This is a genomic window from Blastopirellula sp. J2-11 (genome assembly GCF_024584705.1).
Classification (GTDB): Bacteria; Planctomycetota; Planctomycetia; order Pirellulales; family Pirellulaceae; genus Blastopirellula.
This window is the reverse complement of the sequence record NZ_CP097384.1, coordinates 1656280-1682589: the sequence shown is the minus strand read 5'-3', so window position 1 is coordinate 1682589 and position 26310 is coordinate 1656280. Positions and strand designations below refer to the sequence as shown.

At 55.3% G+C, this 26310-nt stretch carries 18 protein-coding genes; 2 read left to right on the top strand and 16 right to left on the bottom strand.

Going from position 1 to position 26310, the window contains the following annotated elements; translation table 11 throughout:
* Positions 1–13: 13 nt before the first annotated feature.
* From cyoE to M4951_RS06905, 11 genes are all read right to left on the bottom strand, one after another.
* Complete coding sequence (gene cyoE, locus M4951_RS06955; protein ID WP_262025757.1) at positions 14–922, bottom strand: heme o synthase; 909 nt, start codon at positions 920–922, stop codon at positions 14–16.
* The gene (locus M4951_RS06950) at positions 919–1896 is read right to left on the bottom strand and encodes a COX15/CtaA family protein (protein ID WP_262025756.1); all 978 of its coding nucleotides are present in this window, start codon (positions 1894–1896) and stop codon (positions 919–921) included. The genes cyoE and M4951_RS06950 overlap by 4 nt, the downstream gene beginning before the upstream one ends.
* 59 nt (positions 1897–1955) lie before the next feature.
* A complete protein-coding gene (locus M4951_RS06945; RefSeq protein ID WP_262025755.1) occupies positions 1956–3743 on the bottom strand; it encodes a cbb3-type cytochrome c oxidase subunit I in 1788 nt (595 codons plus the stop codon).
* 3 nt (positions 3744–3746) lie between these two features.
* Entirely contained in the window at positions 3747–4574 is an 828-nt protein-coding gene (locus M4951_RS06940) for a cytochrome c oxidase subunit II (protein WP_262025754.1), read from the bottom strand.
* Positions 4575–4621: 47 nt separating this feature from the next.
* Positions 4622–5929, bottom strand: coding sequence for a c-type cytochrome (locus tag M4951_RS06935; RefSeq protein WP_262025753.1), 1308 nt, complete (start codon positions 5927–5929; stop codon positions 4622–4624).
* Positions 5930–5992: 63 nt separating this feature from the next.
* Positions 5993–6946, bottom strand: coding sequence for a hypothetical protein (locus M4951_RS06930; RefSeq protein ID WP_262025752.1), 954 nt, complete (start codon positions 6944–6946; stop codon positions 5993–5995).
* Positions 6947–6969: 23 nt separating this feature from the next.
* The gene (locus tag M4951_RS06925) at positions 6970–7758 is read right to left on the bottom strand and encodes a hypothetical protein (RefSeq protein WP_262025751.1); all 789 of its coding nucleotides are present in this window, start codon (positions 7756–7758) and stop codon (positions 6970–6972) included.
* Between the two features lie 141 nt (positions 7759–7899).
* Positions 7900–12585: a c-type cytochrome gene (locus M4951_RS06920; RefSeq protein WP_262025750.1), complete on the bottom strand. Its 4686-nt coding sequence runs from the start codon at positions 12583–12585 to the stop codon at positions 7900–7902.
* A 33-nt stretch (positions 12586–12618) separates the two neighbouring features.
* A complete protein-coding gene (locus M4951_RS06915; RefSeq protein ID WP_262025749.1) occupies positions 12619–14013 on the bottom strand; it encodes a hypothetical protein in 1395 nt (464 codons plus the stop codon).
* Positions 14014–14089: 76 nt separating this feature from the next.
* On the bottom strand, positions 14090–14866 hold the full coding sequence (locus tag M4951_RS06910; protein WP_002651798.1) for a cytochrome b N-terminal domain-containing protein: 777 nt from the start codon (positions 14864–14866) through the stop codon (positions 14090–14092).
* Positions 14867–14944: 78 nt separating this feature from the next.
* Positions 14945–16105 carry a ubiquinol-cytochrome c reductase iron-sulfur subunit gene (locus M4951_RS06905; RefSeq protein ID WP_262025748.1) on the bottom strand — a complete coding sequence of 387 codons (1161 nt, stop codon included), beginning with the start codon at positions 16103–16105 and terminating at the stop codon, positions 14945–14947.
* A gap of 384 nt (positions 16106–16489) precedes the next feature.
* Here M4951_RS06905 and purD point away from each other — a divergent pair, with 384 nt between their 5' ends.
* Positions 16490–17788, top strand: a complete 1299-nt coding sequence (gene purD, locus M4951_RS06900; RefSeq protein WP_262025747.1) for a phosphoribosylamine--glycine ligase — start codon at positions 16490–16492, stop codon at positions 17786–17788.
* A gap of 162 nt (positions 17789–17950) precedes the next feature.
* Here purD and ruvB read toward each other — a convergent pair whose 3' ends face one another.
* The 5 genes from ruvB to M4951_RS06875 form a co-directional block, all read right to left on the bottom strand.
* Positions 17951–18964 (bottom strand): Holliday junction branch migration DNA helicase RuvB, encoded by a 1014-nt coding sequence (ruvB, locus tag M4951_RS06895; RefSeq protein WP_262025746.1) that lies wholly within the window; start codon positions 18962–18964, stop codon positions 17951–17953.
* Positions 18965–19149: 185 nt separating this feature from the next.
* Positions 19150–20451 carry a GDSL-type esterase/lipase family protein gene (locus tag M4951_RS06890; protein WP_262026901.1) on the bottom strand — a complete coding sequence of 434 codons (1302 nt, stop codon included), beginning with the start codon at positions 20449–20451 and terminating at the stop codon, positions 19150–19152.
* 516 nt (positions 20452–20967) lie between these two features.
* On the bottom strand, positions 20968–21228 hold the full coding sequence (locus M4951_RS06885) for a hypothetical protein (protein WP_262025745.1): 261 nt from the start codon (positions 21226–21228) through the stop codon (positions 20968–20970).
* A 220-nt stretch (positions 21229–21448) separates the two neighbouring features.
* Positions 21449–22483 carry a DUF1559 domain-containing protein gene (locus M4951_RS06880; RefSeq protein WP_262025744.1) on the bottom strand — a complete coding sequence of 345 codons (1035 nt, stop codon included), beginning with the start codon at positions 22481–22483 and terminating at the stop codon, positions 21449–21451.
* A 182-nt stretch (positions 22484–22665) separates the two neighbouring features.
* Positions 22666–23910, bottom strand: a complete 1245-nt coding sequence (locus tag M4951_RS06875) for a sialidase family protein (RefSeq protein WP_262025743.1) — start codon at positions 23908–23910, stop codon at positions 22666–22668.
* Positions 23911–24683: 773 nt separating this feature from the next.
* Between M4951_RS06875 and M4951_RS06870 the strand changes: the two genes are divergently transcribed.
* Positions 24684–26132, top strand: coding sequence for an arylsulfatase (locus M4951_RS06870; protein WP_262025742.1), 1449 nt, complete (start codon positions 24684–24686; stop codon positions 26130–26132).
* The last annotated feature ends 178 nt before the right edge of the window (positions 26133–26310 follow it).

Here is a 26310-nt window from a genome sequence, read left to right as displayed (position 1 = left end):
GTTCCGCTACAGGTCACAAAATGGGGAATGCCAACAACACGCCAAGCATGGCCGGTAAGTAAACCAACGACGCCCACAGCAAGTGTCGCGCGCTGCGATCATCGCGACGCACCGAAAATCGTACCGCCAACAAAAGCTGCCCCACGCCAAGCGCGAGCGCCGCGGCGACGCACCAGGGAGCCCCATCCAAGGGAGCGTTCAAAAACGGCACGATGCTGACCAGCGTCAGCGCCAAAGCGGCGCCAATCGCTTGGCGGCCGGCGCGAACTCCGGTTGGGTCGACCACCGGCAACATCTGCATCCCGGCCTGGGCGTAATCTTTGCGATAGATCCACGCGATCGCCATGAAATGCGGAAACTGCCAAAAGAACAGAATCGCGAACAACGCGGCCGCACGTAGATCAAACGGAGCTCCCATTGCAGCCCAGCCCATCAGCAGCGGCAATGCGCCGGCGATAGCGCCGACCGCCGTATTCCAAGGAGTCGTCCGTTTCATCGGCGTATAAACGACGACATACAACAGCCAAGTGGTCGCGCCGATCGCGGCGACCTTCCACCCAACAGTCGCGAGCAAATAAGAAACGCCGATCGAGCCAAGCGCGGCGCCAAACATGGCCGCCGAGTGGGCGCTGATTCGCCCGGCAGGCAACGGCCGCTCACGCGTGCGCTTCATCAGTTGATCACTGCGGCGTTCGATCCATTGGTTCCAAACGCAACTACTAGCGGCGACCAGGGCTGTTCCAAAAATCGCATGAAACAGATTCCACAAATTGGGCTGTCCCCAGGTTGCGACGCATCCGCTAACGGCGACCGCAGCCAACAACATCACGGCAATTTTCGGTTTGGTCAGTTCGACATAGTCGACGGCGATCGCCATGCGACCGGCGCGACGTTCTTCAAATGCTAAAGGAGTCGTGCTCATATCGTGACTCCCTGAAGCGTTGATTTTTTCACTGCTTGCGAAACCAATGAAGCCGGAGCAGGCGAATAATAACGGAAACTGTACAGCGCTATCGCGACCGTCACGCCGACGATCAAAGAGCCAGTAGCGACATGCGCCGTCACGACGCCTGCTTGAGCGACGCTTTCGGCGTTAATGACAAAACTTGGAATCAATTCGCCACCCGGTAAGAAAGTTGGCCAGCCATATTTGAACGTCCAGGCAGCAACGCCCAGTCCAATCTGCACCATTACTATCAACGATGCGGTCAACGACCACCACCGCACAGCGATCGCGCGGGGATGATTGCGCCAAGCCGTAGTCGTCAGTGCGATGACATGCGCCACGACGAGAAACGCGACTAACACATGAAAAATCACTGCGACTCGGAAGTCGCCGTGGTTTCCTCCAGCCGGCACATGCCGCAAAAAAGAGCCGATCAGAAGCTGCACGTAGGCGAGTGCTGCGGTAGTGACCGCCAACAGTTGCAACGAGCCGCTTCCCTCCACTTTGCTTGGCTGAATCCCCCCCCAACGACGCGAGGTGAAGACGGCCAACGCAACGGTCAGTCCGAAAAACGCCGGGCCAAAGCAACCATGAATCCGGGCCAACAACACTTCGTCCTGGATCACTCGCGCGCCTCCCAGAATGCCTTGCGCGATCACCGCAATCAATGCGATGATCGACAGCGTCAGCATCCAACGACGTTTGTCGCAGAGGGACACCACAATCACCAGCGCGATCGCGACCATGCCGACCACCGAACCGAGCAAGCGATGCCCATGCTCGACAAACAGGTCAAATGGCCCCGCGATCCACTCGGTCCAGGGATAGAGGAAAAGGTTGTATCCGTACGTGTTGGGCCAGTCGGGCACCGCCATGCCTGCTTTCTTGGTCGTCACCAGTCCGCCGACCCAGATCAACGGGAAGGTGGTGTAGACCAAGAGCAGCGCCACGCGGTGCGGCCATACGGATCGAATTGTCGGTTGCGTTTCAGTCACAATAAATCGGGAAATTACGCCAGGTTATCTCGGTCTTGTTTCGGCGGCATCGTCTGCGGATAAAAGTCTTCTTCCGTCTCTGGCGAACCATATTCGTACGGGCCGCGATAGACGATCGGCTGGAAGTCGAAGTTCCCGTGTCCCGGAGGACTGGGAGCTTGCCATTCCAGACCATTCGCGCGCCAAGGATTGCGGCCCGCCTTCGGTCCCCAAAAGATGCTGTAGAAAAAGTTGACGGCGAAGATGATTTGCACGGCCACCATGCAGATCGCACAAACCGTCATAAATTGATTCATCGTCAGCAAATGGCTGAAGGTCGGGTAATGGTAAGGATCAGCCAAGCGGCGAGGAAAACCGCCGACCCCCAAAATGTGCATCGTAAAGAAGGTGCCGTTCAAAAAGATGAATGTCAGCGCGAAGTGAATCTTGCCGGCAGTTTCGTTCATCATGCGGCCGAACATCTTCGGGAACCAAAAGTAAATCGAACCGAAGACCGCCATCGCGGTGCCTGCGAACAACACATAGTGAAAGTGGGCGACGATGAAGTAGGTGTCGTGAATCACGATGTCGACCGGGGTGGCCGCCATGAAGATGCCTGACAACCCGCCGATCACAAACATCGAGACGAAGCTGAGCGCGAACAGCATCGGCGTGGTGAACTGCACTTTGCCGCCGTAGACGGTGCCGAGCCAGTTGAACGTTTTCACCGCACTGGGGAGCGCGATCATCATGGTCGCAACCATGAAGGTCATGCCGAGTCCCGGATTCATCCCCGAGACGAACATGTGATGCCCCCACACGATAAAGCCGAGCCCCGCGATCCCGCAGATCGAATAGACCATCGGCTTGTAACCGAAGATCGGCTTACGTGAAAAGCAAGCCAAAATATCCGAGACCATTCCCATCGCCGGCAAGATCATGATGTAGACCGCCGGGTGCGAATAGAACCAGAACAAGTGTTGCCAAAGCAGCGGTTGTCCGCCGCCGGCCGCCATCGGCGAATTGTTGACGACCAAGCCTTCCGGCAAAAAGAAGCCGGTGCCGATCAAGCGATCGGCCAGCATCATGAAGCCTGCGGCGGTCAAAACCGGCAACGCGAAGGCTTGCAGCAGCGCCGTGATGAACATCGCCCAGATCGTCAGCGGCAAACGAAACATCGTCATGCCGGGCGCACGCATCTGAATGATGGTGGTCATGTAGTTGACCGATCCCAACATCGAACTGATGCCGACCGTCGTCACTCCCAATAGCCACAACGTCTGTGCAGCGCCGCTACTCGGCGCCGAAGTTGTCATGTCGGATAGCGGCGGATAACTGGTCCAACCGGCCGCGGCGCCATGTCCGTCGCAAAAGAAAGCGCCGCCAAAGAAGAAGAACGCCGGCCACATGAACCAGTAGCTCAGCATGTTCAACGTCGGAAACGCCATGTCGTCGGCGCCGATCATCAGCGGAATCAAAAAGTTGCCAAAGGCGCCGGCCAGGATCGGGATGATCACCAAAAAGATCATCACCGTCGCATGCATCGTCACCAAGACGGTATAGAACTCGGGCGCGATCTGCCCTCCCTGCTCAGGAAACAACATGCCGCCGATGATCGGCATATCGGACCAGGGCCAGGCCAACTGCCAGCGAATGCCAAGCGCCAACATGCCGCCAACGACAAACCAAATCAGCGTCGAGAAGAGAAACTGGATCCCGATGACCTTATGATCTTTCGAGAATACGTACGTCGACAGGAAATGCCCGACGGTCATCTCGTCGGCAGCGGCCTGCGTATGTGAATCGATTGTCGTAGTGCTCATCGATTAATCTTCTTCCTCAGGCAGGCTGAACTGCGAAGTCTCCTGATCGGCGTAAGCGGCCGAATACCAGCGATCAAACTCGGCGGCGTTATCGACCGTAATCCGACCGCGCATCTTGTAATGTCCCCAGCCGCAAAGCTCGGCGCAAACGATGTCGCTCACCCCTTCTTTCACCGGATGAAACCAGACGTATTGCCGCATGCCTGGCACGACGTCTTGCTTGACTCGCATGTTGGGCAGGAAAAAGCTGTGCAACACGTCCAAGCTTTCGATCTCGATGACGATTTCCTCGTCAACGGGAACATGCAGGTCATTCAAAATGTGCAAGTCGTCCGGCGTATCGAGCCGACCATCTTCGCCCGGGTATTGAATCCGCCATTCAAATTGACGTCCGGTCACCCGACACAGCGGCGGCTTGATCGCACCATCCGCCATCGTTGGTCGTCGCATCCGCGCTCCGGCCCAAGCATCCATTTGGTAAATCGCGATAAACAACAGCACGACCGCCGGCAAGATCGACCAGATCACTTCCAACGCATGACTACCATGCGAGAAGACGACCGGATCCGCATTGGTCGCGCCGTCATAACGCCAGAGAATCCAGAACAGAACCGCGCCCGTGCCGATAAACACGACGCCGGTCAAATAGAGAATGACGTAAAACAAGTGATCTTTGACATGGTCGCTGACGTCGAGCGACGGGAACCAATGTCCCGACGAAAACGCAAAGGCTCCGCCGTTCATCGGCCACCAGTCGTTCATCGCCGACACGAAGGTCCAGACCCCGAAAATCGGGACTGTCAAAAACAGGATGCTCCAAACTCTACCCACGTTGTCTCTCCCTCGAACGTCGGCGCTAACCGACGATGGCCGAGCTGCTAGTTCCGCACGCGAACATTTTCCGGTTGATGCGGCTCGTTTTCGCTTAAAGCGTCGTACGGCAGTCCATATCGCACAAAGTCGACCAGATGCCAGATTTCCTCATCGGTGACAATCGGAGGCGCCGCCGGCATTTTCGCTCCTTCGATACCGTTCCGAATCCGCCAAAAAATATCGATCGGGCGTCGTCCGCCGCGAAAAACTCCTTGCCGCAAATTGCGTGGTCGAAGCTTACGCGGCTCTAATGCGCCGAGCGCCAAATATCCTTCCAACGTACTGGGATCACTCGGGTCGTAATAAAACCGCGTCCAGTCGTCGTAAAAATCAGCTTCCGCCGTCTGCCCATCTCCCAAAGCCGATTCGCCATGGCAGCCGGCGCAGCCAGTCTTGGCCGAGAAGAAGAGTTCGCGTCCTTTGGCGATTGACGCTTTCATTTCCATCTCTGGCTTCTCGGCGATCTCCGTCACCTCATCGCCGGCATTCATCCATTTTTCGACGATCGGACCAACCACCTCTTCGACGATATTCTCACGCGATTCGAAGAAAGCGACTTCCTCCAGGAACTCCGCTTTTTCCTCTTCCCGTTCTTCCTCGGTAAGACTTTCCACGTATTCCTGTTCTTCGGCGTTTCGTTCACTCGCAGGCTTCACCACCGCAGGCAACAATTCGCCAAACTCAGCTTCAATCAAATACAGCTCGGTCTGTCCGCGAATCGATAAATACTTCACATAGTGAGTCAACGCTTCAACTTCGTCGCTATCGAGCAGTTTAAAACTGGGCATCGCCGTACCGGCGGCGCCGTCACGAATGATTCGATTCAGATCTTCGTGCGTCGGCTCTTGCCCAGAAGCGGTCGATTTGAACTTGAACTTGCCCGGTCGATAATCGCGAGGATACGGATTCAAAAAGGCGGCCGTCGGACCGGCGCCATCTCCGGTGATCCCATGGCAATGAACGCAATGCTGTCGATACAGACCACGCTGCTTGCCGTTCTCATCGCTCCCATACGGACCGGCCGCCATCTTGATCTTTTCGATATCCAGAACGTCTTCGATTCCGGGGACCGGCGGCAAAACCGGGTTGTCAGGCGTACCAAACGAGGCTTCCAGAATCTCGGCGATCGGCTGCAGTTGATACTGGGTCGAAAATGTCGCTTCACTTTCGAGCTCGCGCTTGTGCACGGCGATCATGTTCAGCTCGAACTGCGCTGCCGGCGAAAAACAGCCGACAGTCGCGATAACGCCGATCGCAAGCAGCGTCCAACGCGCCCAATCGCCGCGCCCCATATTGCTGTAAACTGCGTTCATGCTGGTAATTTCTTGTCGCATCATGACGTATTGCGAAGCGCTTCTTCCCAACAGAAGAAGCGGCTAAAACTTCGAAGCATCCACGACGACCGCTAGTTCGTTCTTCGACTCGTCGGTCGGATCTAGCGTCATCGTAAACTCACCTTTGCGCCACGAGACAGGTTCTCCGTTCACCGTCTCTGGCGACACGCCGCTCGGTTGCGTTTCGTGCCATACTCGAACTTGGATCGGCGCTCCGGCCGGAACATTGGCGATTTCAAACGAACCATCGTCGCCCGAAATCGCATAGTAGCCGTTGGAACGAATCAAAATGTAAGCCTTCATCCAGGGATGAATGCTGCAAGTCACTTCAAACGGATCTTTCTCGCCGGCAGTCGGCTTGTAAGTCGTCGAAGTTCCGCCCGGCACGTTGACGTTGGAAGCGGTATTGCGCCGCGGCTCCATTTTCGTGTTATGCGCGATCGGATCGCTATTCAAAATCTCTAAGGTTTCGGTCGCTTGCATGCCAAAGACATGATCGACAAACTCGCAAGCCTTCTGATCAAATTTGACTTCATCCGTCGCCCCTTTCGCGTCGGGATGAACCCAATCGTCGGGAACCTCGATCATGACGACCATGTTCTTGATTCCTTGCGACTGCGGATCGACCACCACTTGCGTTGCGTGAATCGTGACGTTGTTGGGATTACAGACTGCGGTATCCTTTGTCACGCTCAGCACCGGATTGGCTGGCGGCGTTCCCTGCATCTTGAATTGCCCGCGAAGCGTGACGAACTCGGTCGGCTTTTGCATCACCGGCTCGGTCGTCTCGCTGGTCGCCGCTTCTTCGTCGCCGCGAAGCGCCTCACGAATCGCCAGAACGCGACCCGGCCGGGGAACGACCTGCCGCGCTACTTCCGTATCGCAACCGCCGGAAACCCAAGCGGTAATCAAGACAATTGTCAGCAAAGGAATTCGCTTCATCACGCAACCTTTAATCCGGCTGGCGATGAAGGTCGAGCGATGAATTGACGCCATCGCTCGCCCCCTTCGCCGAAAACCTATTTCTTCAACTTGTCAGCAGCAACGGTGATGACGCCCAGGTCGGTCGCTTTCCCGTCCACTACTTTGATTTCGTACTCGCCTTTGCGGTCTTTTTCGGTCTTGCCGCCCATCTTCACTTCCGACAGGTAACCGCCGCTGGTGTGCCAGAACTGGAAATTCCAGTCGCCAGCCGGAACGTTTTCGATCGTGAACGTGCCATCTTCGGCCGAAACGGCGACATACGGCGCTTCTTTGACCACGATGAAACCGGTCATCCAAGGATGAATCGCACAAGCGGCGACCATCGGAACGCGTTCTTCCGAGGGGAACTGATGCACAAACGATCCGCCAGCAGGAACCAACGTGTTGAACGGGTTATTGGCGAAGCCGTCAACCTTAAAATTGTGCGCGATCGGATCGGAGTTTTTGAACTCGACCTTTTGCGATGGACGAACGACAACCACATGCGGCACGTAGGCGCACGCCAGGTTATCGACTTCGATCGTATCGTTGGCGGTCGCTTCGTAGTTGGGATGGACCGGCGGTTGCGGATCACGACGACCCAGCGAGAGCCAAACGCAGACGTTTTTCAATCCGCCATTGGGACCCACCAACAGCGACTCATCCACCAGCGGCGGATTCTTGTCGCAGACTGCTTTGTCTTTGGTAATGACCAAAGCCTCAGGGGGCGCAACTTTGCCATCGACGACAAACTTACCGGTGATCGTGCCCCAGCCTGCGGCTGAGACGGCGCTGCTGACGCAAAGCGCCAACAGAAGTGCGGAGCTGAAATGTAGCAATTTCACGGTGGGAGTCTCCTTCAGTGTTCTTACTGTTCCATGCACGCGGCCGCGTCGAACCACGCTAAAGCTTTTCATTATAAGCAATTCTGTCGCCGTCGCCCATGCATTTCGCCGCACCCTTTTAGGGGGCACGAAAAACGCGAGCTATTCGGCGCCGGTTGCGGCCGCAGGTGCAGGTGGAGCCGCCGCTTCAACCAGCGGCGTCACCTGGCTATGGGCTTTGGCGAATTCGTCGTAGTTCATCAACAAATCGGTCAAAGCGTCGATCTGATCGAAGCTCGTCCCATGGTACAGTTTTTGATCAATTCCGCCGTAATGTGCGGCGGCATCCGGCAAGTACGGGATATTCACCGGCATCGCCGTGTAAGGCAAAATCGCCGATGGCTGTGAAATCCAGTTCCGCACATAGCGGGGGCGCAGTCGCGAATATACCTGGGTCAGGTCAGGCGCAAGCGCCTTGGCCGAACCAACGGGGACAAAATCTCCGACGATATGACATTTGACGCAGTAGTTGCTGTTCACGATGATTCCCATCGCATCCGACAAGCGATTTTGGGCAGGCAAACCTTCTTTTTCCAAAACCTGGTCATATTTCGCTTGGGCCGAACGTAAGTAGCCGGCGCGACGCAGCTTGTCCAACGCGTAGGGAAACTCGGCGTCATCGCGAGCGGCGAAGAAGTTCGCCAACTTGCCGGCTTCGTCCGAAGTCATGTTGAACTTCGGCATTCGGAGCACGACCGCGGGGCGAATCGGATACGGATCTAACAGGAAGTCATGCATCCAGCCAACCTGCGCTTTCTGGCCCTGTCCGACCAGCGGCGGCGGCAACCAGGCCCAAGCTTCGCTTCCTTTCGCGTTCGGATTCGACTGCTGCTCAAGCTCCAACACTCGCGGCAACAGCATCTTCGTCAAAGCGCCCCCGTCGGTCGGATAGCGCCGGCGAATAAAGTCCGCCGGTATATCGGTTCGCAGCAAACCAACAGGATAGACGTTGCCGTCCAGCACCACCGGATCCCACAACTGGAACCGATAGCTCAGCTTCGCCGGATCGTAGTCGAAATCAGGCTCGACATCGTATCCCTCATCATCGACGACGATCGGCAGACCATCCCGATCGCCTACCGCCGGCAAGCCGACGATCGTCGCATGCAGATTGCCGGCCGCATCCACCGCTCGCTGCGAGAGATCGATATCGGCCTGGCTAAAATGAGGTTCGACATAGGGATAAGTGGGCGCCGTCGCTTGCGGTTCAAAGAAACCAGGCTGGAAAGTGAGATCCCACTTTTCCATGCCGATGATGTGACACCCTTTGCAGTTGTACTTCTCTAGGACGACGCGACCTTCATCCATCGCCTTTTTCCGCGGCGTGGGCGTGTAAACGTATTGCGGCGCCGGCGGCTGCGCCACCAAACCCAACACAAAGGTAATAATCGCTTCGCGCTGCTCATCGTTTTCAAACGGGAACTGCGGCATCCGTAGACGGTCGTTGTAACTCTTGTTTTCGGTCTTCTTGTAGTCGTAGCTCCGCGGCTCACGCAGCTTTTGCTCGATGAAACCGATCCGACTGTGAGAGCCAATCTGCTTCAGGTAGAACTCGGACGGCCAACGAGACTGATCGATCAACTTGGCGTCGCCGTGCGCCGCCGCTTCCCTATGCTCGGCTGCGTCGTGCTTATCGTCATGCGTCTCGGCAGGATGCTCAAGACTGGCCATCGCCCCTTCGACCACTCCGTAGTCTTGGGCGCTGGTCTCGTTATGACCGGCCGGATGCATATGGTGATGCAGGTATTCGTTGATATGCTCGAACGCCAACTTCGACGTATCTTTGCGCCCCCAGTCGGTCAGCGCGGTCCCGATCGGTTTAAAGTCTTCAAAGCCGGGGACATCGTGGCATGCATAGCAACCATATTTGCCGATCGCCTTACGACCGATGTATTGCAGTTTTTTCTCGGTCGAAATCCCGCCAATCAACTCGACTTCGGCGCCTTTCAGACTCGCTCGCTCTTCTTCGGCGATCCCTTGCTCCATGACCTGGGCGATTTTTGCGGCATTGAAGGTCGCCCCCAGGTAGTCGGTCGTCAGCTCATCCAGATATTTGGGATTCGGCGTCAACTGAGGATCAGTCGGCTCAAAATCGCCGCCGGTCGACAGAAGAAACGCGACGACATCCTCCGCCGGATCGGTCGCGGTCCCATCGGCCTGTTGCACCGGATCGAGGAACAGATTCGGCATCTTTGTCCGCACGTGATACCGGGTCGGATCTTTCAGCCAGGTATACAGCCACTGTCGGCCAGCCGCGCCGCGCAGCTTTCCGCCCAATCCGGTCAGATTGGGTCCTTGCTCGGCATGCGACGCCGGGAAATCTTCGTGCTTGTGACAAGCGAGACAGCCGCGCGTTTCAAACAACAGTTTTCCGCGCGTGATCTTGTCGGTGTCGCTGCCAACCTGACCTTGCTCGGTCCGCAGATACTCAAACTTCTGACTGTTGGCGGTCAGGTACTGCACAATCCCCAGGATCTCGATCGGCTCGAAATGTTCCGCCTCTTCCAACGAAGCCGATCCCTTGTCGAGATGACTCCAGAGCCCGAAGAACTGCGGCATTTTCGTATCGGGGCGGAAATGGCTCGGCTTTCGAATCCAATCGTACAAGAACGGCGCCTCCAACTTGCTGGCGACGTAGCGCAAGCTCGGTCCCACTTTGCGAAGTTCGCCAGGCGATTCCTGATCTTTGAGCTGACTCGCTACCTCGCGAACCGCCGGTTCATACTGTGGTTCTTCCGCCACCTTGTCGGCTTCGATCGTTTGGAAGACTGCCTCGCGAACGGCGTTGTCCTCGGGGTGAACCACGACCTCGGCCAACTTCGCTTTCATCGAATCATCAAACTGATCGCCATAGATCGCCAGTAATTGCTGTGCCGTGGCGAAGTAGTTGGGCTCCAAACGCAAGTCAGGGCCAATCGTATTGCCGTGCCCTTCATTCCCCTTCACTTCGTGACAGCCAAAGCAGCCGAACTTCAGGATTGCGTGATACCCTTCGACCACTTTTGGTGCTGGCGGTTCCGGAAATTGCTCGCTTGCTTCCAGCGAAACGACGTCGTGATGGCATTTGATGCAACTTGACTCGACAAACCGCTGCGAGTGCATCGGATAGAGCCAAAAGTGATTGTCGAACCAGCCGTACTCCTCTTTCCAGTTCTTCATCTCTTTCAGCGAGTTCGGCGTATGCGACGCCCATTTGAAGTCGGTCGCATTTCCTTGCCCGTCGTGACAGATCGTACAGCCGAACTTGCCCACTTCATGCGGACTGAGCGAGCCGACAAACAAATCCAAACGCGGATGCGAAGCATACGGGTGCTCTAGTCCGCGGCGCACTTTGATTTGGATCGGATCGCCAAACGGCGCGCTTTGCATCAACAGTCGGCGGACCTGACCAGGTTCGTTGATCAGGTTGCCCCCGACCTCGACGATTACGTCGCCAAACTTGAGACCATCGGGGCCATGCAACCCGGCGATCGCTCCATCTGTCGCGACCAGCTCCCGCAAGACGTCCCCCATCGGTTTCGCTTCGGCGCCATGCGCGGCCAACGGATCGGCGACTTTAGCCTGAGACGCGAGCGACTCGGGCAAAACAAGTTCGATCGTCACCAGATCCGGATCCAGCAAGCCTTCGGCCGCCAGGCGAATCCCGTAAACCGATTCCATCGTCGGGATCGTCCCGTCTTCTCCCTCTGCCGGCATGCTGCTAGGAGTCGGCATCGTCAGCACGACTTCTTCGTCATGCGGAAAGAGTTGCTTGGTCGGAGCGCCGCGTTGCGTCTTATCAATCCCCATGTGACAGGTCATACAGCGATCAAACCGTGCGACCATCTTGTGGCTAAAGTCTTGCTTTAACTCTGGCAACCAAATCTGGTCGATCTTGATCGAAGAATTGAAAGCGTCAAGGATCGGCAACTCGTTCACGCGCTTGCCGACAAACGGAAACTCATCACTGAACCAGGTCGATTGCCGCGCGCCGCGCGCTTCGACCAGTTGATTCAGTTCGATTTGATTCGATTTGATCTCCGCTTCAATGTCGGATCCGACTGCACGAATTTCGCCTAAGATGCGAATCAACTCTTTGCGATGCGCGGTCGCTTGCTGATTGGCCAGCCCTAGCTCCGCCACATCCGCTTCGACATGCGCAATCTCATCTCGTATGGTCGCGATTTTGTCAGCGCCCAACTCATCTCGAATCGCCAAGTCGTAACGACTACGTACGGCGTCGAGATCCGCGTTGCGAAATTTCTTCTTGCCCAACAGCGTCTCTTCGCGAAACTTGGCGGCTTTCTCAAACGAGTCGAGTCGACTGAGAAAGTTCGCCCGCAACTGCTGAAAGTGGATCAGATCTTGCTCTTGATCCGCGGTCGCGTCATCGGCGGCGATCGCCTCTTTGGCGGCGGTCAGTTGCTGGGCCTGATCTCGCAGACCTTTCAGCTCGGCGTCGATGCTGCTGAAATCGTACTTCGTCTCACCACGGGCGGCGGCGTCTTCATTGACCGCAGCTTGAAACTGCCGCATCAGCGCTTCGCTGGGAGCGACCGCTTTAGCGGCCAATAACTTGGTCTCCAGCATGTGATGCGAGTAGAGCGTCGCTTCCGTCTTTTGCTGATTGATTTGCCAATCAGCAAGCGTCGCTTCCACGCTGCGATACTTGCGCTGAATCGGCTTCCATTGCCGCATGTGGTCTTGCGCAAACATGATGATCGTCGCGACCAGTAAAAAAATACTGCTCACCGCGAAGACGAGGTGCATCGTCTTGATGTTGCGCCAAATTGATTCGTTGGCCGGCATTGCCGCAAACTCCGTACGCCTGATTTGGCGCCGTCAAAAATTCGCCAGATACTCGGGCAAGGCGATGATGTATTTCAAATTGAACGACCAGCGCAGCACCATCTTGATGGGAAACAGCGCCATAAGCAGCAGAAGCGAAGCCAAGATCATGAAACGGACCAGGCCCATCTTCTGGAAAAATCTACGGAAGATCGTCGTCGCCAAGATCGGCGGCAACAACGTGAAGTAACCGAGCAACAACAGGATGCCTGGCAGTTCGCGCCAGAGCGCAAATCCAAGCGCAGCGCCAGCGCCCACGTCGGGCGGCGCTTTGGGTTTGGGCATTCCGAGCCACTGCACCCAGAAAAATTCGGACAAGTCGACGTTATTGAGCGGCACCACTTTGTGGACGTCCCATTGCTCAAACGGTCCAAAAAAGTTCCAGTTCGGGCCGCGCAAAAATGTTCCCAAGATGATGAACGTCACCCACAGCACGAGAAAGCCGAACTGAAACGTGACATAGGCGAATTTGCGTTGGTCGATCGTGTAGTAACCGTTCCCCAACTTGTTGAAATCGAGATAGGGAATCGCCATCAAGCCGCCGACAATCACTAGCGGAGCGACCACTCCAGCGAACCAAGGATCGTAATAAACCAACATCTCTTGCAGACCAAGGAAGTACCACGGCGCCTTCGACGGGTTAGGAGTTTTCGCGGCGTCGGCCGGTTCTTCCAGCGGCGCCTTCAAGACGACCGCCCACAAAATCAATACGGCGGTGATCGCCACCATGCAGATCAGCTCGGTATAGACCAGGTCAGGCCAGACCAAGATCTTTTCGTCGTCCAGCTTCTCCAGCGGCGGCAGTCCCTCTTTGGCGCGATCGTCATTTTTGACCGCTTGCGCAGTCGCCAGCCAAGTGAAAAAGGCCAATAGATAGACCATCGCGACGATCGGCACGTTATCGGGCTTCATCACAATCGAAGCAAAGTTCGGATTGGTCATGCAGACCGCCAGCAGCACCAGCATGCAGTTCCAAACGATCCAAGCGACGACCGGTCGCACGAAGAATCGTCGCCCCAGAAACAACACCGCCAACAGAACGACCGACAGCGTGCTGTAAAGGACTGGGCCCAGCGAGCCGGCGAAGAGGTAATTCACCCCATCGACCAAAAACTGCGGCAAGGATATCGGAGCCATCATCGTGGCGCTGCCGCTGAAAGCCAACGGCGACATGATCGAGAACACCACCGCCAGAAAGAGACAGCCGAACGACTTGTTCCCTAAATGAGAATCTTGCGGCTGATCGCCGGTAGGCGCGTGATGGTGCTGAGCTTCGGCCAACTGCCAGAGGTAATAAGCGGCGACGCCGTTCATCAAACCCAGCGCCAAATAGAACATCCCTAGAAAGCCGCTGACGCTTTGCAGGAATTCTTCGTGGCTCAGGTGCATAACGGCGTCAACTCAAAAGTTTCAATGGCAGCGAAGGACAATCTCCACGAACGCCTGAACAGGCGACCGCGCCTCACTACAGCGGCCCACTAATGCCGCCATCCTTGCGGACGCGCCAGAAGTGAATCGCCAACAACAACGAAACCGCCAACGGGATGGCGATGCAATGCAAAATGTAAAATCGGTTGAGCGTCTCTTCTCCCACAAAGCGAGCTCCTAACAGCCCATACCGTGCGTCCGAAGCGCTGGTGATCAAGTTAATGCCGCCGACTGACAGCAGTGAACTGCCGGGACCGGCGCTCCCTAAAAAGGGATGCGCTTTCGCCATATTGGACCCGACCGAGATCGCCCAGATCGCTAACTGATCCCAGGGCAACAAGTAGCCGGTAAAAGACAACAGCAAGGTCAGCAGCAGCAGAATCACGCCGACCACCCAGTTGAATTCCCGGGGAGGCTTATAACTGCCGGTCAAAAAGACCCGGTACATATGCAGCCAGACGGTGATCACCATCGCGTGCGCGCCCCAGCGATGGATCTCGCGCAGGATCCCCATCGAACTCACGTCACGCAGTTCAAGAATATCTTTAAACGCCCATTCCAACGTCGGGCGATAATAGAACATCAACAATACGCCGGTGACCGCTTCGACCAAAAACAGAAAAAAGGTGACCCCGCCCATGCACCAGGTGTAGCTGAGTGCGATCCCTTGTTTTTTGACCGAGACCGGGTGCAAGTGGAGAAAAAAGTTGGTCAGAACGACGACGATGCGATTGCGACGATCGACCGGCATCGGGTGCCGAAATATGCTCTTCCAGATCTGCGAGTTCTTGATGTGTTCGCTCAGTGAAGGCATGACAGCGCGATCCCTCTTGGTTGACACATACTGCTGACGCGTGCTTACTTTGTTGCGATTGGACAGATCCGATGAAAACTAGGCTGGGCCGATAAACGACCCAGGATCCGCCCATTGCCCCAACTCTTGTTGATAAACGCGACTCTTGTCGATTTCTAGTTGTCCATCATCCGCAATCCGAATGGCGTACCGTTCCAAAGGCCTTGGGGCAGGACCCTCGAAATTGACGCCATCCTTATAAAAACCGCTGCCGTGACAGGGGCATTTAAATTTCTGCTCCGCTTCCAACCAGTTCGGCGTGCAGCCCAAGTGCGTGCAAACCGTGCTTAACGCGTAAATCTGCGGCTGTCCTTCGTACTCGGCCCGCACGACCCAGACGGCGAACTGCGACTTGTATTTCGTTTCCACTTGCCCCGGCGAAAGATCGGCAGGCGTGCCGGCTTTGAACTTCATCGGCGGCTCGGTTCGCACATTCGGAAACATGAACCGGGCCATCCCGAGCGAGCTAATCAAGCCGGTCAAAGTCAGCGTGCTAAAGCCGATCGCCAGACTCGAACCAAACGCCCAAGCAAAAAAGCCGCGGCGGGTGTCCTCTTTTTTAGCGGTTGCTTTCGGCTTGGGAGTCGGGGCCACATAAGCCGGGCGTTCCGGCATCGTGACCTTCTTTTTCTCCGGCTTCTCAGGCGGCGTTTTGCCCTTGGCGGCCGCTTCCGCTTTGGTGATCGGACCCGCTTTGTCTTTCTTACGTGCCGAAGACAAGATGCTCTGCGTATCGAGCGGACCAGCCGGAACCGGCTTGGCGCTTTTTTCGGCCGCCGCTGGCTTCTCTTTCGCTGCAGGCGCCGATTTGGCCGCTGGTTTTGGAGAAGTCGACTTCTCGGCCGCTCCCCCGCTCTTGCCGGCTCGCGCCGCGGCCAGCATGTCGGCTACCGACATTTCCCCCGGCTTTTTCGCCGGGGCCGCAGGCTTCTCTACTTTCGGTTTCTTTTCGCCGGACGGCTTGCTCCCTTTACCGCGAGCTGCGGCCAACATTTCGGCAACCGACATCTCGCCTGGTTTTTTGGCCGGAGGAGCATCGTCGGCAGCCGGCGTCACTGGATCCGCGGGAGCTTGCTCAGCAGGAGCCGCTTCCCCAGAGGACTCGGCGCCGGTCGACGGCGCAACATTTTCGCCGCCCGGCTTGTCGGTGCGACAAGCGGCGAGAATATCCTCGACCGACATTTTTTTCTTGTCAGCCATCGATCGTCTTCGCGCTAGAGATAAGGCCGAAACTGCATGAACAATCAATGGATTGTCGCCGCAATCCCGGATTTTAGGGAAGGCTATTTCACCGCCCGGAGCGACAAAAAATAGCGACTGATTCTTTCAACTTCCTCTGGCAGAACAACTTGCGGCGTAATTCCACGTGCCGAACTGCGGTTTCCCGTGATTTCCTGCCCAAGTTGTATTCGATCTGCCCCCACTGTCAACCGTTTTTGCGCGAGACAATTTGTCACATCCTACCGAGTGGTAAGGTCGCAGTTCCCCGCAGTCGCCGAAAACAGCATCTGTCGAGTCTTTCGCTTCCCCGGTAGAATGTCAGATTCGACGCAGGACCTCAGCCCCATAAAGGCTTATTGCATTATGAACGTATTGGTGATTGGCAACGGCGGACGCGAACACGCGCTCGCTTGGAAAATTGGGCAGAGCTCGCGCGTCGATCGCGTTTTTGTAGCGCCCGGCAATGCCGGAACGGCGCTCGACGCCGAAAATGTCGACATCGCGCCCTCCGACGTTCCGCAGCTGATCAAGTTCGCGAAGCAAAACAATTGCGGCCTGACCGTCGTCGGGCCCGAAGCGCCGTTGGTCGCCGGAATCGTCGACACTTTCCAAGACGCAGGGCTCAAAGTATTTGGACCGAACAAAGCCGCCGCGCAAATGGAAGGCAGCAAAGCGTTCTGCAAAAAAATCTTGCGTCAGGCCGATGTGCCGACCGCCGAATACCGCTTGTTCCGTGACGCCGACAGCGCCACGCGCTACATCAAAGATCGCTTCCCGCACGAAGGGGAAGATGTGCCGGTCGTCGTCAAAGCGGACGGTCTGGCCTCTGGCAAAGGCGTCACCGTCTGCCGCAAAGCGCAAGACGCGCTGGATGCGATCGATCAAATCGGCCGCGACAAAATTTTTGGCGACGCCGGCAATCAAATCGTGATTGAAGAACGGCTCGATGGCCAAGAGGCGAGCGTGCTGGCGATCACCGATGGTCATACGATCGTCAGCTTGGCGCCGGCCCAAGACCACAAACCGGCCTTCGACAATGACGAAGGACCGAACACCGGCGGCATGGGCGCCTACAGCCCCACGCCGATCGTCACCCCCAGCATGATGTCTGAGATCGAAGAACGCGTGCTGGTCCCCACCGTTCACGCGCTAAAGCGTTCACGTCGGCCGTTCCGCGGCGTACTGTACGCGGGACTGATCATGACCAACCAAGGTCCCAAAGTGCTGGAATACAACGTTCGCTTGGGCGATCCCGAGTGCCAGCCGATCTTGATGCGTCTGAAGACCGACCTGGTCGATATTCTGGAAGCGACCGTCGATGGTCGCTTGGCCGAAATCGAACCGCTGCAATGGGATCCCCGTCCCGCGATCTGCGTGGTGATGGCCTCCGACGGCTATCCCGGCGACTACGCCAAGGGACACGTCATACGCGGCCTGTCGGACGCCGCGCAACTGCCCGACGTGAAAGTTTTCCACGCCGGCACCACCCTTCAAGGCAGCGACGTCGTCACCGCCGGCGGTCGCGTCCTGGGCGTCACCGCGATGGGCGATTCGATCGCGACGGCCAAGCTCAACGCCTATACCGCCGTCAAAAAAATCCGCTGGGAAGGCGCCTGGTGCCGGAAAGATATTTCCGACAAGGCCCAGGTTTTGCCTTCGTAGCGTGCGTTTTGACGCACCGAGAACCAGCCCAATCGGCAACCATTCTAATCGCGTGGAAACGCAACTAACCGCCGCAATGGCATTACCACGCATGGCCAATTTCGAGGTGGTCAGCAGGGCTTGGTGCGGTCTAAATATCTAGACGCACCCTCCTTCGTCCGTCTAATCAAACAGCTTGCGTTCTTTCCCATACGCTTTCAAATGCCCCATCGCTTTGGGCGTTACGACGCGGCCGCGTGGGGTTCGCACGACTAGCTCGGTACGCAGCAAAAAGGGTTCGACTTCGTCGGCCAGCGTATCGGTTGCGGCGTTCATCGTATGCGCGATCGCTTCAATCCCGGCCGGACCGCCGGCAAAGACGCGGACCAGCGTCGAGAGATAGTTGCGGTCTTGCTTGTCGAGCCCCAGGTCGTCGATCGCTTGCATCTCCATCGCGGCGCGGGCCAGTTCTAGCGTGACATGCCCATCGGCGCGGCTGGTCGCAAAGTCACGCACCCATCGCAACCGATTGTTGGCGACGCGCGGCGTACTACGGCTTCGTTTCGAGATCTCGAGCGCCGCGTCATCGTCGATCGTGACGCCCAGCTTCTTCGAATTACGGCGGACGATCTCGGCCAGTTCATCATCGCTATAAAAGTCGAGATGCTCCCGCAGGACGAAACGATCTCGCAGCGGCGCCGATAACATCCCGCTGCGGGTTGTCGCGCCGATCAGCGTGAACGGCTTGATCTGCAGATTGATCGTTCGCGCGTTGGTTCCTTCTCCCAGCACTATATCGATCCGAAAATCTTCCATCGCCGTGTAGAGGTATTCTTCGACCGCTTTGGGGATCCGGTGGATCTCGTCGATGAACAATACTGAACGCTCGTCGGCGTTGGTCAGATAGGGAACCAGATCTTTGGGCGCCTGAATCGCGGGGCCGCTGGTCAACTGAAAATTGACCCCCAGATCTTTGGGAATACAGGTCGCAAAAGTCGTTTTCCCTAACCCCGGCGGACCATCAAACAAGATGTGCCCGAGCGGTTCGTCCCGCTTCATCGCAGCGTCGACAACGATCTGCAGCCGTTTGGCGACTTCGCGCTGACCCACCATATCGGCCATCGACTGCGGACGGAGCATCCGCTCGTCTTCACGGTTGGGACCGTCTCCCTGCTGTAATAAGGCTTCGCGGGCCATCCGTAACGCCGTGCTGGAGGAGAGAAGTGAACAATTGTAGACCTATCGGCGTTCACTATAACAAACCTCGGCAATGAGGGAAAAGCCGAGTGGGAAAAGAGGCGTGTCGAGCGAAAAAGACGCCGTATCCTGCTTCCAAATCGCAAACAGATGGCGGTAAAAAATATTGCAGGGGGGGGGGCTTGTCAAGGATCCTTCATCACACCGACCGTGGACTCGCAGCCTAAAAGCAGTGCCCTATACTGATCATTAACCTGCCCTCCCCACAGCGCGCCAGACCAAACGGTCACATTGTTAATCCAGCCACCCAAGCGCCGCTCACCCGCAGGATCGCCTAGATACAAAGTCCCCTGATAAATATTATCGGCAGGAAATCGAGCGACATACGGCGTAGCGTCAACCCACAAGATAATGCGATCCCCATTTCGCACAAAGGCGAACTGATGCCATCTCTTCGCCGAGATTTTTTTAGGTGCTGTAATGCGATGCTCGCCACACCGTAACCCCAGGCGCCCTCCAGCAAGCTGCAGAGAAAAAGCATGTTCAGCGTAGGGAGGTCGACAGACGCACAATAAGTCTTGAACCTCATCCGCTTGAGAAGCTTTCGCCCAAAACACAAGACTGAAATCCCCCATGGGAGGAACACCTCTAACCGCTTTCGTATCCAATTTTTTCGCATGTCCTCGCACCCCCAAAGAACTGCCGGCTTGCCCGCCATTCACTCGCTCCTCCACCAACGGCCAGCCATGCAATAGCCTGGGGGGCGATTGACGCAGACCCGAGGACTTGATCGGCAATGTGGCGATGGCGTCAAACCAAGCGTCCGCAATCTTCAAATACCCCGTTGGAGTCGGGTGCAAACCGTGCCGATGCCGATCGGCGATATCGTCCTCTGCAATGATGTGATACATGTCGACCAAGGTGACACGCCCCCCCGCCTTCGCCACCACACCTGGAAGCGCTTGATTGTAGGCCTGCACTCTGGCTTCAATTTTTGGGGTAGTGCTCAGAGGAATTGTCGCAACGACCACCTCAGCATTCGGGCAGCATTTTCGAATTTTCGCTAATAGCTTCGTCATACGCTGAGGGGCATTGGACAAGTCGAAATCTTGAAACATGTCGTTTGTGCCGATCATCAGCAGGATAATGTCAGGCCGAGCAGCGGCAAGCCATTCGTCAACATGCTGGGTGATTTCATCAATCCGAAATCCGCTGTGTCCTTCGTGGTCATCGTCGGGCAACATCCTGGGCGCGGGGTTTGTTTTCTGCGAGCCAACAAAATCAGCGGAAAAAAGTTCCGAATTGATCCGCCGAAAGAGCCATTTGCGATAACCTCCGGGATCCATCTCAGGAGCGCCCATCGATCCTCGAGTAATAGAGTCCCCTAACGGAAGAATCTTGACTGGTTTTTCCGCAAAGGATGGCCTGCAGAACCCCGCGAGTAAGAGGCCCCCGAAGCACAACGCTCGCGCAACATAAAAGACCATCATCACATCATCTCAAATCACTGGAAAACAGATAACGAGTTCAATCTAAAATATGCACTTCCAAGACTAGTTGCTCAGAAAACCACACAGTCACTGATCAGGAGCCATCGAAATCCTACAATGACGCCTTGTTTTACCGTAACACCTGACGCCGTACGACCGAAAGCGAGGCGATTGAAAACCAGAAAAGGTCCCGAGGGCATTTCTGTCCTATGGCGGCATTTTGATTTTAGAAAAGTCTCTGTATGCCTACATGAGCCCCAATAACCAAAGAACGGCTTTCAACAAAAGCATGACAGTATCACAGCAACCGGATCCCCTTCTCCACCACCTTTCAACACAAACGAAACTCACAAATCCACGGCACCACAGGCCATTTGAGTATCATAACATCCGCTTACAAAGTAACGATCAACGGTAGCGCCAAAATTCGCGATCCATTGTTGACGGAACGCTGAATTTCTCATGCATGCCTCCGCAAATCTTGCTGCGCAGGCGCCATGAATAAATCTTCTGCTATTTGCCATCCAAAGCAAAGTCCATCGCCCTAGCCCCTTCATCCGTAATGGTGACAGTCAAGCCTGACTTGTCGGGGTTAAAATACCTTTCCGGAATCGCCGAAATTCCCCTAGCCTCCATGGTAGGCTTCACTTTCCATGAAGAAATACTGACGTTGTACTCTCCGGGAGGAGCGCCGTCACCTTTTCGGAAAGTGCTGAGTTCGTAGCGGCCATTCTTTACTTTTCCGGTCGCGCTGTTTGTTCCGTTGATCGGCATGAAGGAAATGCTCCCCTCTTGAAGAGGAACTCCATCCAGGGAGACGGCGCCGGAAACTGGAACAAGAGGTATTGTACTAGGAGCCCTGGAATCATAGCATCCAATGACAAATAACATTCCTAAACAAAACGATAATCTACGCCACGTCATCAATTCGCATATGTTTCTCATCCAACATTTCCTATCCAAACATCGCCGTGAAACTTGGTGTCAATCGTCACTATGGGAGCTGGACTGAATTGCCGTCCGCTTTGTCTCCCAGACGACACCACACTGCGAAATCGATTGTTTCCGCGACAAACGAGACCGACGCATCGCCCATCAGCATGCTGACTCCCCCTGGATGCTTGCTGGAATAACCGCAGTTTCTCTTCCAGTCCGATACGTCATCGTCCCGGGAAGGACTATTCGGCTTCTGTCCCATGTAAGCAATGGGAAAGTTCCGCGTAAATGCGCCCCCATTTTTACACTCTTGCGCAAGTCGTTCGCCCGCCAAGAAAACATGCGAAGTGCCGTCCGTGACATTGGCCATCCGGGAAGATTGAGTGTTTCGATTGAAAACGCCCGGCCCATCGCGCAGCGGTTTGTAGTATCGCCACGTCTCGGTAGTACTGTCTTCAGAGACGCAATAGGAGTTTTCACTGGGGCAATCCGGCGTCGTGCCGCTGGGCCAGATCGTGCCGGCGCAAACCGGATAGTCAAGCCCTTGACTGGCGAACGATGACGCCCAAATCGTTTCACCATTGGGAAACATTTGTTCCGTCCGAGGATTGGAAGGACAAGAGATGAACTTCAAAGTCAGATTCTCCAACAGCGCCTTATTGGCCGTAGCGCTGTTGGCGATATTGAAGTTAATCTGATCGTGCAGCGTGTTTTGCTCAACAAAAGGGAGAATGAACTCCACCCACACATGGTCTGTAGTATTTGGAGTATCGGAAGTCGAAGCGTAGGGAAAGGTACGATAGACGTCATGGTAATTGTGCAGCGCCAGTCCAATCTGCTTCAGGTTATTGCTGCATTGCATTCGCCGAGCCGCTTCGCGCGCCTGTTGAACAGCTGGAAGCAGCAAGGCGATCAAGATGCCGATGATCGCGATCACCACTAGCAACTCAACCAAGGTAAAGCCAACTTGAGAGACTGAGCGGCGGGTTGATCGTAGATTTTGAAATCGTGTCGTTACGAACAGCGGAGAATCTAGCGCCGGAAAAGAATTGCCAGGCGAATTGGCGAGCATTTGATGCCAGCGAGCTAACATAGTTCAACTCCAATACAAGAATAGATAATATGCGGACAAAATTCATCGCATCGAAAAGCGATTCCAGGCTTTTCATGGATAGCACCAGCTGCCTGGCGAATCATAACAATCACTCGCCATCAAGAAGTATTTTAATTATCAAAAAAATCAATTTCAACATGCATCACAACGACTTATCCATGCTATTGCCGTTGGGCACGGGGGCTTATATCGAGCGCCAGCGTACGGAACTCAGGCAAGCGATGAAAGGTAATGCGGTCATTGTCGTGCTGGTTCTTAGCGTGCAAAGACGTACGAGATACGAACAAAAAATCGTCGCCTTCAATCAACGGAGTGCAATAGTTGTAAGCTTGCAGCGCATTGGCTGCGAAAGCGATCGGACTGGCCGGCAACCAATTTTCTCCGTCAGTACTGTAGTGCAGCATCAAAATCCGCCGCTCGTTGCCCCAACCGTTGTAAATATTCTCAGCAGCGCCTGTGACGAGGTTACTTGTCATCCAATGTAGACCGCTGACATCGTCATAGATCACATGAAAATGATTGTGCGCGCCTGGCACTGGATAGTAGTATTCAAACTCAAGATGAAGAGCGTCATCGCTGTCTTGTAGATGACAAATAGCCGCAATACTTGGCAAGGAAGGAGCAAGCTTCTTCGTCGAAATGCGGATTCGTACGATGACTTTGAGTTGCCCGTTCGCCAGAACCATGTTGGGCTCCAACCAGACGCCACCGTCATGTTCGCCATCTCCGAGCATTTGCGGTACGCCGGGATGCCGTACCAAATTTGAAAATCGCCAGTTAGCGGGTTCCAGCAAGTCCTTTCGCAAATCGACGGCCATGACGAAGATTTCACGCGGCTCCTGCGATTTGGATTGGCAATCCGCCGTCCAATAAAACTGGTTATTGTGAACAATCGAACCGGTCGAAGCGGAATAAACCTGTCCTTCACGGATACAACGAGGCTTCGACCAACTGCGCCCTGCGTCTGAACTTTTGGTTATCCATAAGCCTTCCCGTCCAGTGCCTGATCCAATCAAGTAAACGTCGCCATCAAGCAATAACAGCTTTCCTGTCACAAACGGCAATCTCGCCAGTTCCGTCCATGACTCACCATCATCACAGCTTGAAAATATGAGACACGGATTGTCGCCGTAGATCTGATCCGCCGTTTCATCACGCGACCAAAGCTGGACGGAACACAGCAATTGTTTCGATGACAATTTCACAATCGCCGGAGCATCGGAAATTAACTTTCGATTTTTCCAGGCATAAACGACGCTCACTTCCTTACTACCGCCAAGCAGATGCTCGACTGAGCCAAAGCTGCCGGGAGCTGCGACAGCAGCTTTGGCGGCCGCTGAAAGACCAGCTACCCCGAGACCGGCGAACAAGAATCCGCGTCGTGAGAGAAACGATATGTAATTCATAATTGTGTCATTATTTTAGTTGCTCAAACTAATCATCAGGACTGACTGACTATGATCTGAATACCAAAATTGGAACTCTCGCAATCAATCCACGCAGGAAAGATCCCCGGATTGCGTGTCGATTTTCTGACGGGTTTTTGCATATTTCTACTTTCACCCACCCCTCTTTTATCTTTCCTGGATATAGAACGAACAATCCGCTAATGCGTATTAATGATCCGATATTTTGTCTTTCGTACTTCGACGGACGAGTTTGGCGAAATTGGTCTGGCCAATTCCATCCAGAAATTTTATCTCCAGGAAACGGAGCCCAATCGAAATAGCGCGAAGCCTTTCTTGCCCCAGGAGCAAACCCATAGGCCGCAGCTTACCATTGGCGAGAAGTTTCGCATCGGCTTGATCGAATACCTAAACTTCACGTGCCATCAGTGACATCGCACAGAAGCAAGAAATAATCATTTGCCCTCAAAAGGTGATCTCTACAACAAATGATCGGTAGCAATTCGTGAAAATCGGCGACGGAAAAGAACCTGCTTGGTGGACAAGACCAATTCTAAGTAAACTGGGTCAAAATCCATCTTTCGAGTAACACACTAAACAACTTACGATCGCGAAAAACACTCCTTACCTCCAAATCGCCATTTCTTAGCACAACAGCGCAGTCGAAATCGGTTATGCGTAGAATGGACACACACCACACTTTGAGCTCAGGATACGTTGTGTCCAATCAATGGACTGCCTACTCACTCATTTCCTATCGCCAAGGGAAATTCATGTCTCGACTGATCGCCTGCTTGCTGTTGTTGTTTTCTTCTGCAGGGCTGCTGGCTGCGGATCGTGCTCCCAATATCATTCTGATCATGGCTGACGACTTGGGTTACGCCGAGTTGGGCTGCTATGGCCAGAAGTGGATCAAGACGCCGAATATCGATCGCCTGGCGGCCGAGGGCATTCGGTTTACCGATTTCTATAGCGGCAACGCCGTCTGTGCTCCGTCGCGCTGCTGCCTGATGACCGGCAAGCACCCGGGGCACGCCTATGTTCGGAATAACTTCGCCCAGAAGAAGCTGCCGGCCGAGTCGTTGGCGCTGGGACTGAATGACTGGACAGGACAACGTCCGCTGGCCAGTGAGGAAGTCACCATCGCCGAGATGTTAAAGCAGCGCGGCTACGCGACTGCGGCGATCGGCAAATGGGGACTGGGACAGTTTGGGACGACCGGTGATCCCAACGATCAGGGATTCGATTTGTTTTACGGATTCAACTGCCAGTCCCATGCTCACAACCATTATCCAAAGTTCCTGATGCGAAATCGCGAGAAGGAAGTTCAACCAGGCAACGACCGCGGCCCGACCGGCGAGACCTTTTCGCAAGATCAATTCACCAAGGTCGCCTTGGAGTTCGTTGACGAGAACAAGGACAAACCGTTCTTTCTCTACCTGCCGTTCGCGATTCCGCACTTGTCAATTCAAGTTCCGGACGAGTCGACCGCCGAATACACGCAAACCATTCCCGAAGAAAAATATGTTCACAAAGGCTATCTCGAGCACCCAACTCCTCGCGCTGGCTACGCCGCGATGATCACGCACATGGATCGCGACATCGGCAAGATTTTGAGCAAGATTGAGACGCTGGGGCTGGATGACGACACGCTGGTGATTTTCACGTCGGACAATGGGGCGACTTACAATCGACTGGGAGGATCGGACTCCGACTTTTTTGAATCGGTCGCCAACCTGCGGGGGCTGAAAGGAAGCTTGTACGAAGGGGGCGTTCGCGTTCCGCTGGTCGCTCGCTGGCCCGGCAAGATCAAGCCGAGACAAGTCTCGCACGTCCCGTCCGCTTTGTGGGACATGATGCCGACAATCGCCGACATCACCGACACAAAAGCGCCGCAGAAGATTGACGGTCTGAGCCTGGCGCCGACGCTGCTGGGAAGCGGCGAGCAAAAAACGCACGACTATCTCTATTGGGAATTCCCGGCTTACGGCGGTCAGCAGTCGATCCGCCTGGGCAAATGGAAAGGGATTCGTCAAAACATGCTGAAACGTAACAATCCCGATCCGCTGAAAATCGAACTGTACGATCTGGAAGCTGACCCCGGTGAGACCACCGACCTGGCGGCCGACCATCCCAACCTGGTCGCCAAACTGGCGAAGCTGATGGCCGCAGCGCATACGCCGTCAGAGTTTGACAAAATGCCGGTGCTGGACGGAATGTAGAGAAGAAAAGCGGAGACGGGAAAGCGGAAAGCGGACCAAGAGGGGAGCGGGGCGCTTCGATCGTCGTCGCCGATCTTTCAGCCGCGTCGTTTCCCCACTCATTCCCATGGAACGATATCCAGCAACGGCAACAACCTTCTTCCGCCGCTTTCCGCGACAAAGACATCGCAACCCATGT

Bases quoted from the DNA above. Each gene is read 5' to 3' on its own strand.
- cyoE (WP_262025757.1), bottom strand. From the start codon at position 922: ATGAGCACGACTCCTTTAGCATTTGAAGAACGTCGCGCCGGTCGCATG.
- M4951_RS06945 (WP_262025755.1), bottom strand. From the start codon at position 3,743: ATGAGCACTACGACAATCGATTCACATACGCAGGCCGCTGCCGACGAG.
- M4951_RS06935 (WP_262025753.1), bottom strand. From the start codon at position 5,929: ATGAACGCAGTTTACAGCAATATGGGGCGCGGCGATTGGGCGCGTTGG.
- M4951_RS06930 (WP_262025752.1), bottom strand. From the start codon at position 6,946: ATGGCGTCAATTCATCGCTCGACCTTCATCGCCAGCCGGATTAAAGGT.
- M4951_RS06920 (WP_262025750.1), bottom strand. From the start codon at position 12,585: ATGCCGGCCAACGAATCAATTTGGCGCAACATCAAGACGATGCACCTC.
- M4951_RS06915 (WP_262025749.1), bottom strand. From the start codon at position 14,013: ATGCACCTGAGCCACGAAGAATTCCTGCAAAGCGTCAGCGGCTTTCTA.
- M4951_RS06910 (WP_002651798.1), bottom strand. From the start codon at position 14,866: ATGCCTTCACTGAGCGAACACATCAAGAACTCGCAGATCTGGAAGAGC.
- M4951_RS06905 (WP_262025748.1), bottom strand. From the start codon at position 16,105: ATGGCTGACAAGAAAAAAATGTCGGTCGAGGATATTCTCGCCGCTTGT.
- purD (WP_262025747.1), top strand. From the start codon at position 16,490: ATGAACGTATTGGTGATTGGCAACGGCGGACGCGAACACGCGCTCGCT.
- ruvB (WP_262025746.1), bottom strand. From the start codon at position 18,964: ATGGCCCGCGAAGCCTTATTACAGCAGGGAGACGGTCCCAACCGTGAA.
- M4951_RS06890 (WP_262026901.1), bottom strand. From the start codon at position 20,451: ATGGTCTTTTATGTTGCGCGAGCGTTGTGCTTCGGGGGCCTCTTACTC.
- M4951_RS06885 (WP_262025745.1), bottom strand. From the start codon at position 21,228: ATGCCGATCAACGGAACAAACAGCGCGACCGGAAAAGTAAAGAATGGC.
- M4951_RS06880 (WP_262025744.1), bottom strand. From the start codon at position 22,483: ATGTTAGCTCGCTGGCATCAAATGCTCGCCAATTCGCCTGGCAATTCT.
- M4951_RS06875 (WP_262025743.1), bottom strand. From the start codon at position 23,910: ATGAATTACATATCGTTTCTCTCACGACGCGGATTCTTGTTCGCCGGT.
- M4951_RS06870 (WP_262025742.1), top strand. From the start codon at position 24,684: ATGTCTCGACTGATCGCCTGCTTGCTGTTGTTGTTTTCTTCTGCAGGG.